We start from the raw sequence: 15,156 nt of genomic DNA, 5'->3' as shown, positions 1-15,156 counted from the left end.
GGCGAGCCGGACGGCCGCGTGGCGCGACGCGTTACTTCCACTGATAGAGCATGCCGGCGCCGATCACCTTCTGACCGCCGCTGAAGCCGCCGTTGATCGACGCCTTCAGGTTCTCCGTGATGCGCGCCTGCATGTTGACCGCCATCGCCTTCTGGCCGAGGAAGGTCGACGTGCCCACGCCCATCCCGAAGTTGGCGTCGCGATCGAGCTGCGGGATCGACGCCATCGCGCCGACGGCCGCGATACCCTGCTTCGCCATCTGGTCGGTCTGCTGCAGTTGCGAACCCAGCGAGTTGATCTGCGCCTGCTGGCCCGACAGTGCCGTCGACAGCGTCGTTTGCACCTGCGTCAACTGGTTCACGTTCACCGCGTCGGTGCCTTGCGTACCCGGCGCGACGTTCGTGATCTGGCGCTGCTGCTGGTCGTTGCCGACCGACACGACGTTCGAGCGACCGCCGTCGTTCGAATTCGCGCCGATCGCCACCGAGTTCGAGCCGGCGGTGACGGTCGGGACGTCGGTGCCCTTGCCGTTCATGTCGGCCGCGACGCCGTTGTTGTTCGCCGTCCGCGTCGTGTTGTTGTTGATCGACGTCGACAGCGAGTTCAGCGTGTTGTTGATGTTCGTCACGCCGGTCGACAGCGAGGCCACGTTGCTGTTCGTCGTGCTCAGGCCGGTGGACAGCGAACCGATGCCCGTCGAGGTCGACGTCGACAGCGAGTTGACGTTGCTGTTCGTCGTGCTGAGGCCCGTCGACAGCGAGTTGATCGCGGTCGAGGTCGACGTGGACAGCGATGCCACGTTGCTGTTCGTCGTGCTCAGGCCGGTCGACAGCGAGTTGATGCCGGTCGACAGCGACGCGACGTTCGACGCGGTGGACGTCGACAGCGTGTTGATCGCGTTGTTCGTCGCGTTCAGCTGGCTGCCGTTGATCGCGTCCGTGCTCGTGGCCGAGATCCGGCCGGCGGCGACGTTCGTGATCTGGCGTTCCGCGCCCGGTGCACCGACGCTGACCACGCCGACCGGCGAGCTGCCCGCGAAGAAGTACTGGACGCCGCCGATCGTGGCGCTCGACGTGCCGACGGCCGCGGCCGTGACCGAGTTGGCGCCGAGTGCGATCGAGTTCGCGACGTTCGCCTGGGCGTTCGTGCCGAAGGCGAGCGCATCGGCGGCCGTGGCCTTGGCGGCCGAGCCGTAGGCCTGGGCGCCGGTGGCGCTGGCCGTGGCCTGGTTGCCCAGCGCGATCGTGTTGTCCGCGGTGGCCTGGTTCGAGCTGCCGAGGGCGAGCGCGCTGGCGCCGGTTGCGGTGTTCTGGTTGCCGAGGGACACCGCGCCGTCGCCGGTCGCCGTGTTGTTCGCACCCATCGCCACCGCGCCGGTACCCGTCGCCACGTTCGGATCGCCGATCGCGACCGCGCCGTCGCCGGACGCGGTGTTGCCGGAGCCGATCGACACTGCCTTGCCGCCCGTTGCCGATGCGTTTTGGCCGATCGCGACCGAGCCTGCGGTCTGCGCGTTCGAGCCGTCGCCGACGGCCACGCTGCTGGCGCCCGCCGCGCTGGCGTTCACGCCGGCGGCGAGGGCGTTGGTGCCGGTTGCGCCCGTGTTGTCGTAGTTGGCTTGCTGCGTGCCGTTGTCGTTGACGCTGTAGTAGTGCGTCTTCGCTGCGTTGATCGCGGTCGACGTCGAGGTCGACAGCGACGACACCGAGCTGTTTGTGCTGCTCAGGCCGGTGGACAGCGAGCCGATGCCGGTCGACGTCGACGTGGACAGCGACAGGATCGTGCTGTTCGTGCTGCTCAGGCCAGTGGACAGCGAGTTGAGGCCGGTCGAGGTCGAGGTCGACAGGGACGTGATCGAGCTGTTTGCCGACGAAAGGCCGGTCGAGGTCGAGGTCGACAGCGAGGTGATCGAGCTGTTCGCCGAGGACAGGCCCGTCGACGTGGAAGTCGACAGCGACGACACCGAGCTGTTCGTGCTGCTCAGGCCGGTGGACAGCGAGTTGATGCCGGTCGAGGTCGAGGTCGACAGCGAGGTGATCGAGCTGTTTGCCGAGGACAGGCCCGTCGACGTGGAAGTCGACAGCGACGACACCGAGCTGTTCGTGCTGCTCAGGCCGGTGGACAGCGAACTGATACCGGTCGAGGTCGAGGTCGACAACGACGTGATCGAGCTGTTTGCCGACGAGAGGCCAGTCGAGGTCGAGGTCGACAGGGACGTGATCGAGCTGTTTGCCGACGAGAGGCCGGTCGAGGTCGAGGTCGACAGGGACGTGATCGAGCTGTTCGCCGACGAGAGGCCGGTCGAGGTCGAGGTCGACAGCGAATCGATCGAGCTGTTCGCCGAGGACAGACCCGTCGAGGTCGAGGTCGACAGGGACGTGATCGAGCTGTTTGCCGACGAGAGGCCGGTCGAGGTCGAGGTCGACAGCGAATCGATCGAGCTATTTGCCGAGGACAGGCCGGTCGAGGTCGAGGTGGACAACGACGTGATCGAGCTGTTCGCCGACGACAAGCCGGTCGAAGTCGAGGTCGACAGTGAATCGATCGAGCTATTTGCCGAGGACAGGCCGGTCGAGGTCGAGGTGGACAGCGACGTGATCGAGCTGTTCGCGGACGACAGACCCGTCGAGGTCGAGGTGGACAACGACGTGATCGAGCTGTTCGCCGACGACAAGCCGGTCGAAGTCGAGGTGGACAACGACGTGATCGAGCTATTCGCCGAGGACAGGCCGGTCGAGGTCGACGTGGACAGCGACGTGATGGAGCTGTTCGCGGACGAGAGGCCCGTCGACGTCGAGGTCGACAACGAATCGATCGAGCTGTTGGCCGACGACAAGCCGGTCGAGGTCGACGTGGACAGCGACGTGATCGAGCTATTCGCGGACGAGAGGCCCGTTGAGGTCGAAGTCGACAGCGAATCGATCGAGCTGTTGGCCGAGGACAGGCCCGTCGACGTCGAGGTCGACAGCGAAGTGATCGAGCTGTTCGCCGACGAGAGGCCCGTCGAGGTCGAGGTGGACAGCGAAGTGATCGAGCTGTTCGCCGACGAGAGGCCAGTCGAGGTCGAAGTCGACAGCGAGGTGATCGAGCTGTTAGCCGACGAGAGGCCGGTCGAGGTCGAAGTCGACAGCGAATCGATCGAGCTGTTAGCCGACGAGAGGCCGGTCGACGTCGACGTGGACAGGGACGTGATCGAGCTGTTAGCCGACGAGAGGCCGGTCGAGGTCGAGGTCGACAGCGACGTGATCGAGCTGTTCGCCGACGAGAGACCGGTCGAGGTCGAGGTCGACAGCGACGTGATCGAGCTGTTCGCCGACGACAGGCCGGTCGAGGTCGAGGTGGACAGCGAAGTGATCGAGCTGTTCGCCGAGGACAGGCCCGTCGAGGTCGACGTCGACAGCGAAGTGATCGAGCTATTTGCCGACGACAGGCCGGTCGAGGTCGACGTGGACAGCGAGGTGATCGAGCTGTTCGCCGAGGACAGGCCGGTCGAGGTCGACGTGGACAGCGAGGTGATCGAGCTGTTCGCCGACGACAGACCCGTCGAGGTCGAGGTGGACAGCGACGTGATCGAGCTGTTCGCGGACGAGAGGCCCGTCGACGTCGAGGTCGACAACGAATCGATCGAGCTGTTGGCCGACGACAAGCCGGTCGAGGTCGACGTGGACAGCGAGGTGATCGAGCTGTTCGCCGACGAGAGGCCAGTCGAGGTCGAGGTCGACAGCGAAGTGATCGAGCTATTCGTCGACGACAGACCCGTCGAGGTCGAAGTCGACAGCGAATCGATCGAGCTATTTGCCGACGACAGGCCTGTCGAGGTCGAGGTGGACAGCGAAGTGATGGAGCTGTTCGCCGACGAGAGGCCAGTCGACGTCGAGGTCGACAACGAATCGATCGAGCTGTTGGCCGACGACAAGCCCGTCGAGGTCGATGTGGACAGCGAAGTGATCGAGCTGTTCGCCGACGAGAGGCCCGTCGAGGTCGACGTGGACAGCGACGTGATCGAGCTGTTAGCCGACGAGAGGCCGGTCGAGGTCGAGGTCGACAGGGACGTGATCGAGCTGTTTGCCGACGAGAGGCCGGTCGAGGTCGATGTGGACAGCGACGTGATCGAGCTATTCGCCGAGGACAGGCCCGTCGACGTCGAGGTGGACAGCGAAGTGATCGAGCTATTCGCCGAGGACAGGCCGGTCGAGGTCGAAGTCGACAGCGAGGTGATCGAGCTGTTCGCCGACGACAGACCCGTCGAGGTCGACGTGGACAGCGAGGTGATCGAGCTGTTCGCCGACGACAGACCCGTCGAGGTCGACGTGGACAGCGAAGTGATCGAGCTGTTTGCCGACGACAAGCCGGTCGAAGTCGAGGTGGACAGCGACGTGATCGAGCTATTCGCCGAGGACAGGCCGGTGGAGGTCGAAGTCGACAGCGAGGTGATCGAGCTGTTAGCCGACGAGAGACCGGTCGAGGTCGAGGTCGACAGCGACGTGATCGAGCTATTCGCGGACGACAGGCCCGTCGACGTTGACGTGGACAGGGACGTGATCGAGCTGTTCGCCGACGAGAGGCCAGTCGAGGTCGAAGTCGACAGCGAGGTGATCGAGCTATTGGCCGACGAGAGACCCGTCGACGTCGAGGTCGACAGCGACGTGATCGAGCTGTTCGCCGAGGACAGACCCGTCGACGTCGACGTCGACAGCGAAGTGATCGAGCTATTGGCCGACGAGAGGCCCGTCGACGTCGAGGTGGACAGCGAGGTGATCGAGCTATTGGCCGACGACAAGCCGGTCGAGGTCGAGGTGGACAGCGAGGTGATCGAGCTATTGGCCGACGAGAGGCCCGTCGACGTCGAGGTGGACAGCGAGGTGATCGAGCTATTGGCCGACGACAAGCCGGTCGAGGTCGAGGTGGACAGCGACGTGATCGAGCTGTTGGCCGACGAGAGGCCCGTCGACGTCGACGTCGACAGCGAGGTAACCGAGCTGTTGGTCGAGCTGAGGCCCGTCGACAGCGACGTGATACCGGTCGACAGCGACGCGATGGCGCTGCCCGACGTCGACACCGTCGTCGACAGCGAGTCCACGACCGAATTGGTAGCGTAGAGTTGCGAGCCGTTGATCGCATCGGTGCTGTTCGCGGCGATCCGACCGGCCGCGACATTGGTCACCTGACGCTCGGCGCCAGGCGCACCCACGCTGACCACGCTGGTCGGATTGCCGCCTTGGAACGTCGCCGTCACGCCACCGACAGTGCCGGTCGGCGTCGGGTTCGGCGCCGCCGTCGTGGAGCCGCTGCCGAGTGCAACGTCGCCGGCGTTGTTGGCCGTCGCGTTCTGGCCGATTGCGACTGCACCGTTTGCCTTCGCGTTCGCGGTGTCGCCGACTGCGACGCTGCTCGTACCCGCGGCGCTGGCGGCCACGCCGGCGGCGAGCGAATTGACGCCGGTCGCGCCGTTGTTGTTGTAGTTGGCCTGTTGCGTACCACCGTCGTTGACGCTGTAGTAATGCGTCTTGGCGGCTTCGATCGCGGTCGAGGTCGACGTGGACAGCGAGGTGATCGAGCTGGTGGACGAGCTGAGACCCGTGGACAGCGACGAGATGCCGGTCGAGGTCGACGTGGACAGAGACAGGATCGAGCTGTTGGCCGATGACAGACCCGTCGACGTGGAGGTCGAAAGCGACGTGATCGAGCTGTTGGCCGACGAGAGGCCCGTCGACGTGGACGACGACAGCGACGTAACCGAGCTGTTAGCCGAGCTGATGCCCGTGGACAGCGAGTTGATGCCGGTCGAAGTTGAGGTCGACAGCGAGGTGATCGAGCTGTTGGCCGACGACAGACCCGTCGACGTGGACGACGACAGAGACGTGACCGAGCTGTTTGCCGAGCTGATGCCCGTGGACAACGAGTTGATGCCGGTCGAGGTCGACGTGGACAGCGAGGTGATCGAGCTGTTGGCCGACGAAAGGCCGGTCGACGTGGAGGACGAAAGCGACGTGACCGAGCTATTGGCCGAGCTGATGCCCGTGGACAACGAGTTGATGCCGGTCGAGGTTGAGGTCGACAGCGAGGTGATCGAGCTGTTGGCCGACGACAGACCCGTCGACGTGGACGACGACAGAGACGTGACCGAGCTGTTTGCCGAGCTGATGCCCGTGGACAACGAGTTGATGCCGGTCGAGGTCGACGTGGACAGCGAGGTGATCGAGCTGTTGGCCGACGAAAGGCCGGTCGACGTGGAGGACGAAAGCGACGTGACCGAGCTATTGGCCGAGCTGATGCCCGTGGACAACGAGTTGATGCCGGTCGAGGTTGAGGTCGACAGCGAAGTGATCGAGCTGTTGGCCGACGAGAGGCCGGTCGACGTGGACGACGACAGAGACGTGACCGAGCTATTGGCCGAGCTGATGCCCGTGGACAACGAGTTGATGCCAGTCGAAGTCGAGGTCGACAGCGAAGTGATCGAGCTGTTGGCTGACGACAAGCCCGTCGACGTGGACGACGACAGCGACGTGACCGAGCTATTGGCCGAGCTGATGCCCGTGGACAACGAGTTGATGCCGGTCGAAGTCGAGGTCGACAGCGAAGTGATCGAGCTGTTGGCCGACGAGAGGCCCGTCGACGTGGACGACGACAGAGACGTGACCGAGCTGTTTGCCGAGCTGATGCCCGTGGACAACGAGTTAATGCCGGTCGAGGTCGAGGTCGACAGCGAGGTGATCGAGCTGTTGGCCGACGACAGGCCCGTCGAGGTGGACGACGAAAGCGACGTGACCGAGCTATTGGCCGAACTGATGCCCGTGGACAACGAGTTGATGCCGGTCGAAGTCGAGGTCGACAGCGAAGTGATCGAGCTGTTGGCCGATGACAGGCCCGTCGACGTGGACGACGACAGCGACGTAACCGAGCTTCGAGCCGAACTCAGGCCGGTGGAAAGCGAGCCGATCGAGCTGTTGGCCGACGAGAGGCCGGTCGAAGTGGACGACGAAAGCGACGCAACCGAGCTATTGGCCGATGACAGACCCGTCGACAACGAATTGATACCGGTTGACGTCGACGTCGACAGGCTTGTGATGCTCGACGTCGTCGTGCTTGCAACCGAGTAGAGCTGGCTGCCGTTGATCGCATCGGTGCTGGTAGAGGTGACGAGGCCTGCCGCAACGTTCTGGATGCGGCGCTCCGAACCAGCCTGCCCGACACTGACGACACCGCCCGCCGAAGTGGAGCCCGCAAAGTTCCCGAACGTCTGACCTCCGATCGTGGCGCTGCTGACGGTAGTGGTGCCGCCGGACGTCGACGTCGACGCACTGGTCGTCAGGGAGTTGTAGCCGAGGGCGACCGAGTTTGCGACGCTTGCGGTCGAATTCGAACCGAGCGCCGTCCCGTAGGTGCCCGACGCCACGGCGGCTGCGCCGACGGCGACTGCGCCTGCGCTGCCGCTGGCCGTCGAGCCGTTGCCGAGTGCGAGCGCATCGGTACCGGTGGCCAGCGACTTGGCGGCGAAGCTGCCGACGTTGCCGAGTGCGATTGCGCCGGTGCCCGTCGCAGTGGCTGCATTGCCGACCGCAACCGCGCCATTCGTGCCCGTTGCCGTCGCCGAACTCCCGAGTGCAACAGAGCTGTTGGTTGCCGTGCTGCTGTTGCCGAGCGCGACGGAGCCCGTGCCGCTTGCCGAATTGCCGTTGCCGATTGCGACTGCGCCGTCGCCGCTAACGGTCTGCGCGCGGCCGATGGCCACTGCGCCGCCGGAAGAGGAGCCGCCGTTCGCCGTTGTGCCGGACGAACCGATCGCGACGTTCTGGCCGGTCGAGCCAGATGTCGTGCCATCGCCCTGCGCGATGCCGTATGCGCCGCTCGTCGTCGCACCTCGACCAATGGCGATGCCGGACGTTGCGCCGGACGCGACCGACGATTGACCACCGATCGAGATCGAATCCTGTGCGGCGGCCTGAGCGCCTGCCGTGGCATTGCTGCCGATCGCAGTGGACCCGACGCCCGATGCTTGCGTCTGGATACCGTTGACCGCGCTGGTGCTACCGACGGCGGTCGCATAGTTTGCAGTCGCCTTCGTGCCGCTGCCGACTGCGGTCGCGAACTGGCCGGTAGCCGACGTACCTTGACCGAACGCGGATGCAGCCGTTGCGGTCGCCGAGGATCCGGTGCCGAATGCCGTCGCGTTCGAACCGCTGGCGACCGTGTTGGTCGATGAGTTCGCGCCGATGGCGACCGCGCCGGCGGCGGAGGCGGTCGGGCTTTGGCCGGGAACGGTCACCCCGCTGGATCCGGCGCCGATGGCAATCGAGGTTGCATTGGTCGCATTACCGCCCCCCGCGCTGTACTGCGCATGCGCGACGTTGCCGACGCCCGCCCCCGCGACGAGAACGGCGGCTGCAACGGCCTTCACGACGGCCGACTTGTTCGGCTTGCCCCGGGCCGAATCGTGTTCCGATGCCGCGACCCAGGCGCCAAGAGCTTCGTTCCAGATCGAGCGGTATGTGCGATTCATGTCCTGCTACCTCCAAATGTGCACGCCACACACCGGTCTCTTTTGTTAGAGGAATGCTCCGTGCGCTCGCGCGAATCTCAAAATTGATGGGCGGAGTTTATTGGAGGTGGTTTTTATAGATTGATAAAAAGTGATAAATAGGCGGTTTTGAAAGTTAAAAGATGGTTAATGATCCGTGTTTCCGTGTGTCAATGAAGAATGATTTTGAAAGATGTAAGAATGTGTCTCGTTGGGTTCTGGCTTGCTTGGGGTTATCATTATTTTTTTATGAAAATCATGTACTTACACTTGTTTTGTGGGCTGGGTTACACAGGCGAACGCCTCAAAAGTAAGACAAATGAAATAGCAAACGTTTGCGCATCGGCAAATTCTTTCAGCAATGTAAGGTTTATTTGCCGGCCGATGGATAATGTCTTTGAAATCTTGTTAACCTGTTAATTTGAGATTTATCTCAAATTGATTTTTATTTTAATTGATTTCGTGAAAATCAATTTAATTGAAAATATTGAATATCCGACTGTGCTGAATTGCGCATCCTGGCCGACGCCGGTGCCCGTCTGACGGGCGTTCCGGGCCGGCAGGTTCGCCAAAGTTGTAAAAAAGTGCTACGGAGCAATTGATCAGCGCCCAAGCATTCTTTTTCGGATTTGTCCTATTGACGATATCGGCGTGTAAGTGGAGCGGGATGGGCGGGACAATCGGCGGGAGGCCGCCCTGTGGCGGTCTCCTGTCGGGTAACGACAGATTGTTGAACGCGCCGGCAGGGCATGTCGGCAGGGCCCCCCAAATTGTCAGATCAGGGGTGACAATTGGCCCGTGTGCCGCATAAAAAAGGGCGGGTACACCTGTGTCGGGGACGCGACAGATGGCGGCTACGCGCGCTCGACGCGTCGAAGCTTCAAACCGACAACTGCTGGCCAAGGCGGAACAACGCGGGTTCGATGCCGTGCCCCGTCCCGGAAGCACGGGCGATCCTTTGTGTCTACATGCCGACTTGCCGAACGAGCGTGGCCGCCGTCACGGTCTCACTGCGGGCGTACAGTCGATGGCCACGGTGGCGGACGGCCCCTGCGTCGCACTCGATCCGGCCAGCGCGGTCAGCAACCCGGCCTGATTGGTCAGGCACTGAACGTTGACCGTATGCGCGTCGATTGGAGTCATCGTGATATTGCGGCCTTGCCACATGAAGACAAGGTTCGTCGACGGGATGTTCAAAGGCGTTGTCGTGCCGGTGGCGGTGCATTGGCCACCGGAGGGCGAACTGCATTGCAACGAGATGGAGGAGCCGGCGGCGAATGTGGTGCCGGCGGCGCCGGCAAGGACGATCCCGGCCACGGCATGGGAAATCGATTTCATTTGGAATCCTGAGTAGTATAGGGGAGGCTTGACGATCCGGCCGCGCCATGGCCTGACTCACGAACCGTCAGCCCTGTCGCGACGCGTGCGGCGACATCCCCGGTACGGCCAGCGCCGGCCTGTCATCGCGCAACATAACGTACGTTGGCGTGACGACGCATGTCAAGAAAATGCAGGGCCTGAAAGCGATTCGGTCGTAGCGGTAGCGAGTGCCGGCCGAGGGGCGGCATTTGCGAACCTCGAGCGTGCCTGTGACGGTGTTCCGCAGACGCGGCGATCGCCGGTTGCCGGACCCGGCAACCGGGCAATCCTCCGGTCTTACTTCTTCAGAAACCGCAGCGCGAACCGCGCCATGCGCGGCACGAACATCGGGCGCAGCAGGCGCTCGTCGTACCCGGCCATCCGCCGGTCGTTCTCGGCCAGACACAGCTCGATCAGCTCGCGCGGGTTCAGCGCGTCGCCGATATCCGCGGTGCCGGTCGCCGGGAAGTTCGCGTCGCGCGCGGCGCCATTCGCATCGATGCCGCGCGCGATGTTCATGCGGTCGCGAATCAATTGCACCCACACCGCCGCGACACGCGCGAAGAACCACGGCCGGCGCCACCACGGCATCGTGCGCCAGTACCACGCATACCAGTTCACGAAGAACAGGATATGGCGGCCTTCTTCCTGGATCACGGGCTCGAAGGTGTCGACGAGCTCGGGCGGGAAATAACCGGAGCGCTGCGCGGAGCGGAACAGGCCGAATGCGAAGAAGCTGTCGATGCATTCGCTGAAGCCCGTCATCATCCACGACCATTCGGGATCGGTCGGCGCCGGGTAGGGCGGCTCCGGCGCGAGCCGGATGCCGTAAGCCTCGACGAGCTTCGACAGCACGACCTTGTGGCGGGCTTCCTCGTTGCCGTCCATCTCGAGCGCGCGGCGCAGCAGCGGATCGCCGACCGTCGCCGCGTAGGTCGCGACGCGGATCGACGCACGGCCTTCGGTTTGCACCGCGATGTCCCAGATCGGCAGCGACGTGAGCCGCCGAAGTTCGTCGGGCTTGAGCGGCGGCCAGTCGATCACGGCCGGCTTGTACGGATTGTGTGTGTCGAGCAGCATGCGGCAGAACATCTGCATGTGCGCATCGGAACCGATCCGGACCGGACCTTGCCTCTCGAAGGTCCAGTTGCGCATTGCGTGATCTGCGGCTGCGTGCTCTTCCTGCAGCGTGTCACTCATGGCTATTGTTATGCGATTGCGGATCGAAAGATTCTTGCACAGCTTCCGTAATCGCGTATTTTCGAGTGGCCATGTGCACGCCGGCCCGGCGGACGTCAAGCGTTGGTGTCGACCCAGAGGCGGCCCCAGCGCGACGCATAGGCGAGCGCGTGCTCCTCCTCGAAGAAGAAATCGATTGCATCGAACGACACGGAGCGCGGCGACGGCCCGCCGCTCGCCCGCTCGATCGTCAGGTTGGCGGCGAACAGCCCGTTCGGCAACCGGGCAGCGGCGGGAGCGACTTCATAGCCCTTGTAGCGGATCGTACGGTTCATGGCATGCGCGGAGAAAGTTCGGACTTTCAGCGTACGAAAACCTGCCGGCGCCGTGAACCAATCTTTCGGCCAATGCTAATCACGCGGCAGGCCGAATCGTTATCGAGGGGGGACGCGGGGGAAGGGCGACGCAGGGGAGACGACGGCGTGCGCGGCCGGCGGTCGCGCATCGGAAAACGCGCCGCGCGCGCCCGTCGAACCTTGTCGGCCGGGCGCGCGCGACGTAATGCGGCGGAGATTACTGGTTGGCGATCTTCAGCACGGGGGCGAGCGCATCGACCGATGCCGCGTGCGACGCTGCCCGATGCGATGCGAAGGCGAGCGCAAACTCGGCCGCTTGCGCGCCGACCGTCTCGAGCTGCGCGGCGACTTTCGGATCCGAGCAGTCGTCGGCGCTTTCGAAGCGTGTTTCGAGCGTGTTCACGGTCGCGCCGAACGGCGTCGGCCAGCCGCGCAGCGCATGGACGATCGACCGCACCGACGTGAGCACGGTGCCGGCCGCCTGCCAGCCGTAAGCGGTGACGATCAGGCCGACCGCGCGGCCGTCGAGATAGGGGCGTTCGTCGGCGCGCAGTTCCTCGAGCGTATCGAGCGCGTTCTTCACGAGACCGGAGACGCCGCCGTGATAGCCGGGCGTCGCGATGATGATCGCGTCGGCCTGGCGCACGGCGTCGATCAGTTCGCGCTGCGCGTCGGTCAGCGTTTTGTGTTCGGGGGCGTAGTGCGGCAGCGTATGCAGGAACGGGCCGTCGAACAGGCGCGTTCGTGCGCCGGCAGCCTGTGCACCGCGCAGCGCGAACGTCAGCGCGCGTTCGGTGGACGACGCGGCTCGGGTGGTGCCGCCGATACCGACGACGAACGGGCGGCGGTGTTGATCGAATGCAGTCAAGGGGCGCTCCTGGGGGATGGCTTGCCCGGCTAAGCACAGGCTTAAAACCAGATGGTAACGACCCCGCCGCCACTCTGAAAACGACTTTTCGTTCTATCGATATGCCGCGCGACGGGGCAAACGTGTGCGAGGCCGCGCAAATCGATAGCAGAAATGCTTGGTTGGGACGGTGCGCCAAGGTCGATAAGATGAATCCGTCTCCTCCATGATGTCTCTACTGACATGGGTTGGCCCCGCCGCGCGGATGCAGGCGGGGCTTTTTTTTGGTTCATCGAGGATGGCCGGAAAACGGGGCGCGATGCTTTCGGTCGTGACGCGTTATTCGAATACCGGCCGGAAGAAGCTGCGCTCATAGCGGACGATGCAGCGCGTTTCCTCCGCGTAGCGGAACGCGGCCTGGCAGGCCGGATCCTCCATCGAGCGTTCACGGTAGCGCTCGTATTCGGCGAGACTCGGGAACGAGAACATCGCGAGCGCGATGTCGTTCGCGCCTTCGGACGGCAGGAAGTAGCCGTGATGCGTGCCGCCGAACTTTTCGACGAGCGGAATCCACATCTTGCCGTAGGTTTCGAACTCGGCGAGCTTGTACGGATCGATGACGTAGCGAAGGAAGCAGGTGACCATGAACACTCGCATTGCGGTATGGGAGCAGCGAGTCTGGAGCGCGTCGCCGCACGTGTCAACGGCATGCGTGCCCGGCATCGATATCGCCGCGTGACGGGGTGCTTGCGCGAACAACGATCGGTGTGATTTCAGGGGTTTGCAACGACACGTGCGGTGTTGCGGGACGTACCGTTTTCATCGCGTCCGCCACGCCCGCTTCCCCAAACTTTTACGACATTTTTTCTTGCGACAGCGGCTGGCGCGCTCATAGACTTCGGGCATCCCCATCACGGAGCATGGCCATGTCGATACCCTGGAACGCGATCGCCGAACGTCCTTCCGTCGCGCCGCCTTTCGTGAGCGCCGACCGGGTGGTCGTACGGCGTTTCGATCCGGCATTCGACAGCTATGCGCAACTCACGCCGATGCTGCATCGCGCCTTCGCGCGGCTCGGCGCGATGGGGCTGAACTGCACGTGCGTCGATCAGGACGAGGACGTCACGCGCCGCCGCGCGGAAGCCGGCGAGTGCTACGTCGCCGTCCGTGGCGGGCGCGTCGTCGGCACCGCGACGCTGTATGCGACCGATCCGTCCTCGGCATGCTCGCTGTACCGGCGCGAAGGCGTCGCGAGCGTGCGCCAGGTGGCGGTGGACCCCGATTGTCAAAGCCGCGGGATCGGCGCGTTGCTGCTGTCGTTCGCGGAGCAGTGGGCCGCGTTGCGCGGCTACACGCTGCTCGCACTGGATACGCCGCATCCCGCCGCGCACTTGCTGGCGTTCTACGGCGCGCAGGGCTTCGAGGTCGTCGACGTGATGCGTTTTGCCGGCAAGCGCTACGACAGCGCGATTCTCTGCAAGCGGCCCGTCGCGCACGTTGCGCGGCGTGTGTCGCCGGTGTCGCGGCTGGCCGCACGGGTCGCGGCCGTGCGGCGTCTTGCGTATGGGTTGCCGTCGCGCGTGGCCGCGGTGGCCCGGCGCGATCTGCACGTGCGCCGCGGCGCGGGCTGGGCCGCGCGTCGTGCGGCCGGCGCCGCAAGCTGCCGCTCGTCGCCGTGGCGGCCGCGCCAGCACGGGCGCTACACGTTCGGCTGAGCGCCGCGCCCCGGTTCCCTTTCCGGTTTTTGCCGCGTAGGCGTCACGTGAGCGGAGTGTGGCGCTCCCGCTCGTGTACGGCCCTCGATACCCCCCCGCCGCGTCGCGGCGAACGGACGTTTACGCGCTTTTTATGCGCTGGCGTGATCCTTTGCCGCGGTCTTCACGCGAACCTTCATAAGATGGTCGTATGGAACCCGGACGCGGCTCGTGCGGTTGCACGCAGGCAGCCGTCGCGCGACGCACCGGCAAGAGGACGCCCACCATGCCTCTCGCTCATGTGGCTCATGTGACATGACTCGCGCCGCGTGCGCTGTTCCGCCATCCGGTGATGTTTTGCACGTACGTCGGCAGCATCCCGCCGACGCTTGCTCGAAGCGCTGCGCTGTTCATCCAGGTCGAAGCGCCGGCTGCATTACCGCACAGCGCGAAACACGGCGGGGCCGCGAAGACGCTTTCGGCGCCCCCTGGTGTCGCGCGTCGCGTTCAGGGATTAGCGGCCGTCCGCAGTGCATTGGCCGGGGTGCCGTTCGACCGGCGCAATTGCGCATCGAATTGCTGCACGCGCAGCGCGACGCGCTGCGCATAGCGTTTCGTGCCGCCGTTGTAGCGCACGAGCGCGGTTTCGACGTCGCCGTCCGCATCGTCGAGATAGCCGCGGAAGATCGCCGCACCGATCCGCACGTTGGTTGCCGGATCGGACAGGTCTTTCACATGCGCGACGAGGTCGCGGTGCGCGGCGGGCAGCACCTGCATCAGCCCGCGCGCACCCGCGACGCTGGTCGCGTGGCGATCGAAGCCCGATTCGACCGCGATGATCGCGAGCAGCAGCGCCGGTGCGAGCCCGTAGCGGTCCGATTCGGTCTGCACCGCGCGCGCGATCGTGCAGGCTTCGGCATACGCGACGTGAAAGCGGTTGCGCAGTGCGGTGACGATCGTGTCGAGGGTGGGCGACGGCGACGCGGCGGGCGTGCTGGCGGCGGTCACGGGCACGGCCGGCGCGTCGTCGGCGTGCGCGGGCAGCGCGACCGACAGCGACAGCGCGAACGGGAAAAGCAGCGCAAGCCGTTTCAACGGCAGCGTCGGGCACGGACGCGTGCGCAGTGCCGGCCGGTCGTGCAATGGACAGGTTTCCTGCATGTCGTCGCGTCGTGGTTCCGATGCGACGACTGTACGCAGTTA

8 protein-coding genes are annotated in these 15,156 nt (G+C 64.7%); 1 reads left to right on the top strand and 7 read right to left on the bottom strand.

Annotated features, from left to right (window positions below):
* Positions 1–31: 31 nt before the first annotated feature.
* The 6 genes from AC0KUR_RS07895 to AC0KUR_RS07870 all read right to left on the bottom strand — a co-directional run bounded on the left by AC0KUR_RS07895 (position 32) and on the right by AC0KUR_RS07870 (position 12,904).
* Positions 32–8,500, bottom strand: a complete 8,469-nt coding sequence (locus tag AC0KUR_RS07895) for an ESPR-type extended signal peptide-containing protein (protein WP_473375677.1) — start codon at positions 8,498–8,500, stop codon at positions 32–34.
* 1,017 nt (positions 8,501–9,517) lie between these two features.
* Positions 9,518–9,856, bottom strand: coding sequence for a hypothetical protein (locus tag AC0KUR_RS07890; protein ID WP_034185996.1), 339 nt, complete (start codon positions 9,854–9,856; stop codon positions 9,518–9,520).
* Between the two features lie 318 nt (positions 9,857–10,174).
* Positions 10,175–11,077 carry a hypothetical protein gene (locus AC0KUR_RS07885; protein WP_034185997.1) on the bottom strand — a complete coding sequence of 301 codons (903 nt, stop codon included), beginning with the start codon at positions 11,075–11,077 and terminating at the stop codon, positions 10,175–10,177.
* 95 nt (positions 11,078–11,172) lie between these two features.
* Positions 11,173–11,391, bottom strand: coding sequence for a hypothetical protein (locus tag AC0KUR_RS07880; protein WP_006480563.1), 219 nt, complete (start codon positions 11,389–11,391; stop codon positions 11,173–11,175).
* 238 nt (positions 11,392–11,629) lie between these two features.
* Complete coding sequence (locus tag AC0KUR_RS07875) at positions 11,630–12,280, bottom strand: NADPH-dependent FMN reductase (protein ID WP_034185998.1); 651 nt, start codon at positions 12,278–12,280, stop codon at positions 11,630–11,632.
* Positions 12,281–12,598: 318 nt separating this feature from the next.
* Complete coding sequence (locus tag AC0KUR_RS07870) at positions 12,599–12,904, bottom strand: NIPSNAP family protein (protein WP_049028850.1); 306 nt, start codon at positions 12,902–12,904, stop codon at positions 12,599–12,601.
* A gap of 281 nt (positions 12,905–13,185) precedes the next feature.
* Between AC0KUR_RS07870 and AC0KUR_RS07865 the strand changes: the two genes are divergently transcribed.
* Complete coding sequence (locus AC0KUR_RS07865) at positions 13,186–13,974, top strand: GNAT family N-acetyltransferase (RefSeq protein ID WP_049028849.1); 789 nt, start codon at positions 13,186–13,188, stop codon at positions 13,972–13,974.
* Positions 13,975–14,460: 486 nt separating this feature from the next.
* Here the strand turns inward: AC0KUR_RS07865 and AC0KUR_RS07860 are convergent, their stop codons facing one another.
* Positions 14,461–15,114 (bottom strand): lytic transglycosylase domain-containing protein, encoded by a 654-nt coding sequence (locus AC0KUR_RS07860; protein ID WP_473375650.1) that lies wholly within the window; start codon positions 15,112–15,114, stop codon positions 14,461–14,463.
* Positions 15,115–15,156: the final 42 nt, after the last annotated feature.

The sequence above is a fragment of the Burkholderia sp. YHN3-13 genome, assembly GCF_055810675.1.
The sequence above is the reverse complement of the archived record's forward strand: the minus strand, read 5'-3'. Positions and strand labels throughout refer to the sequence as shown.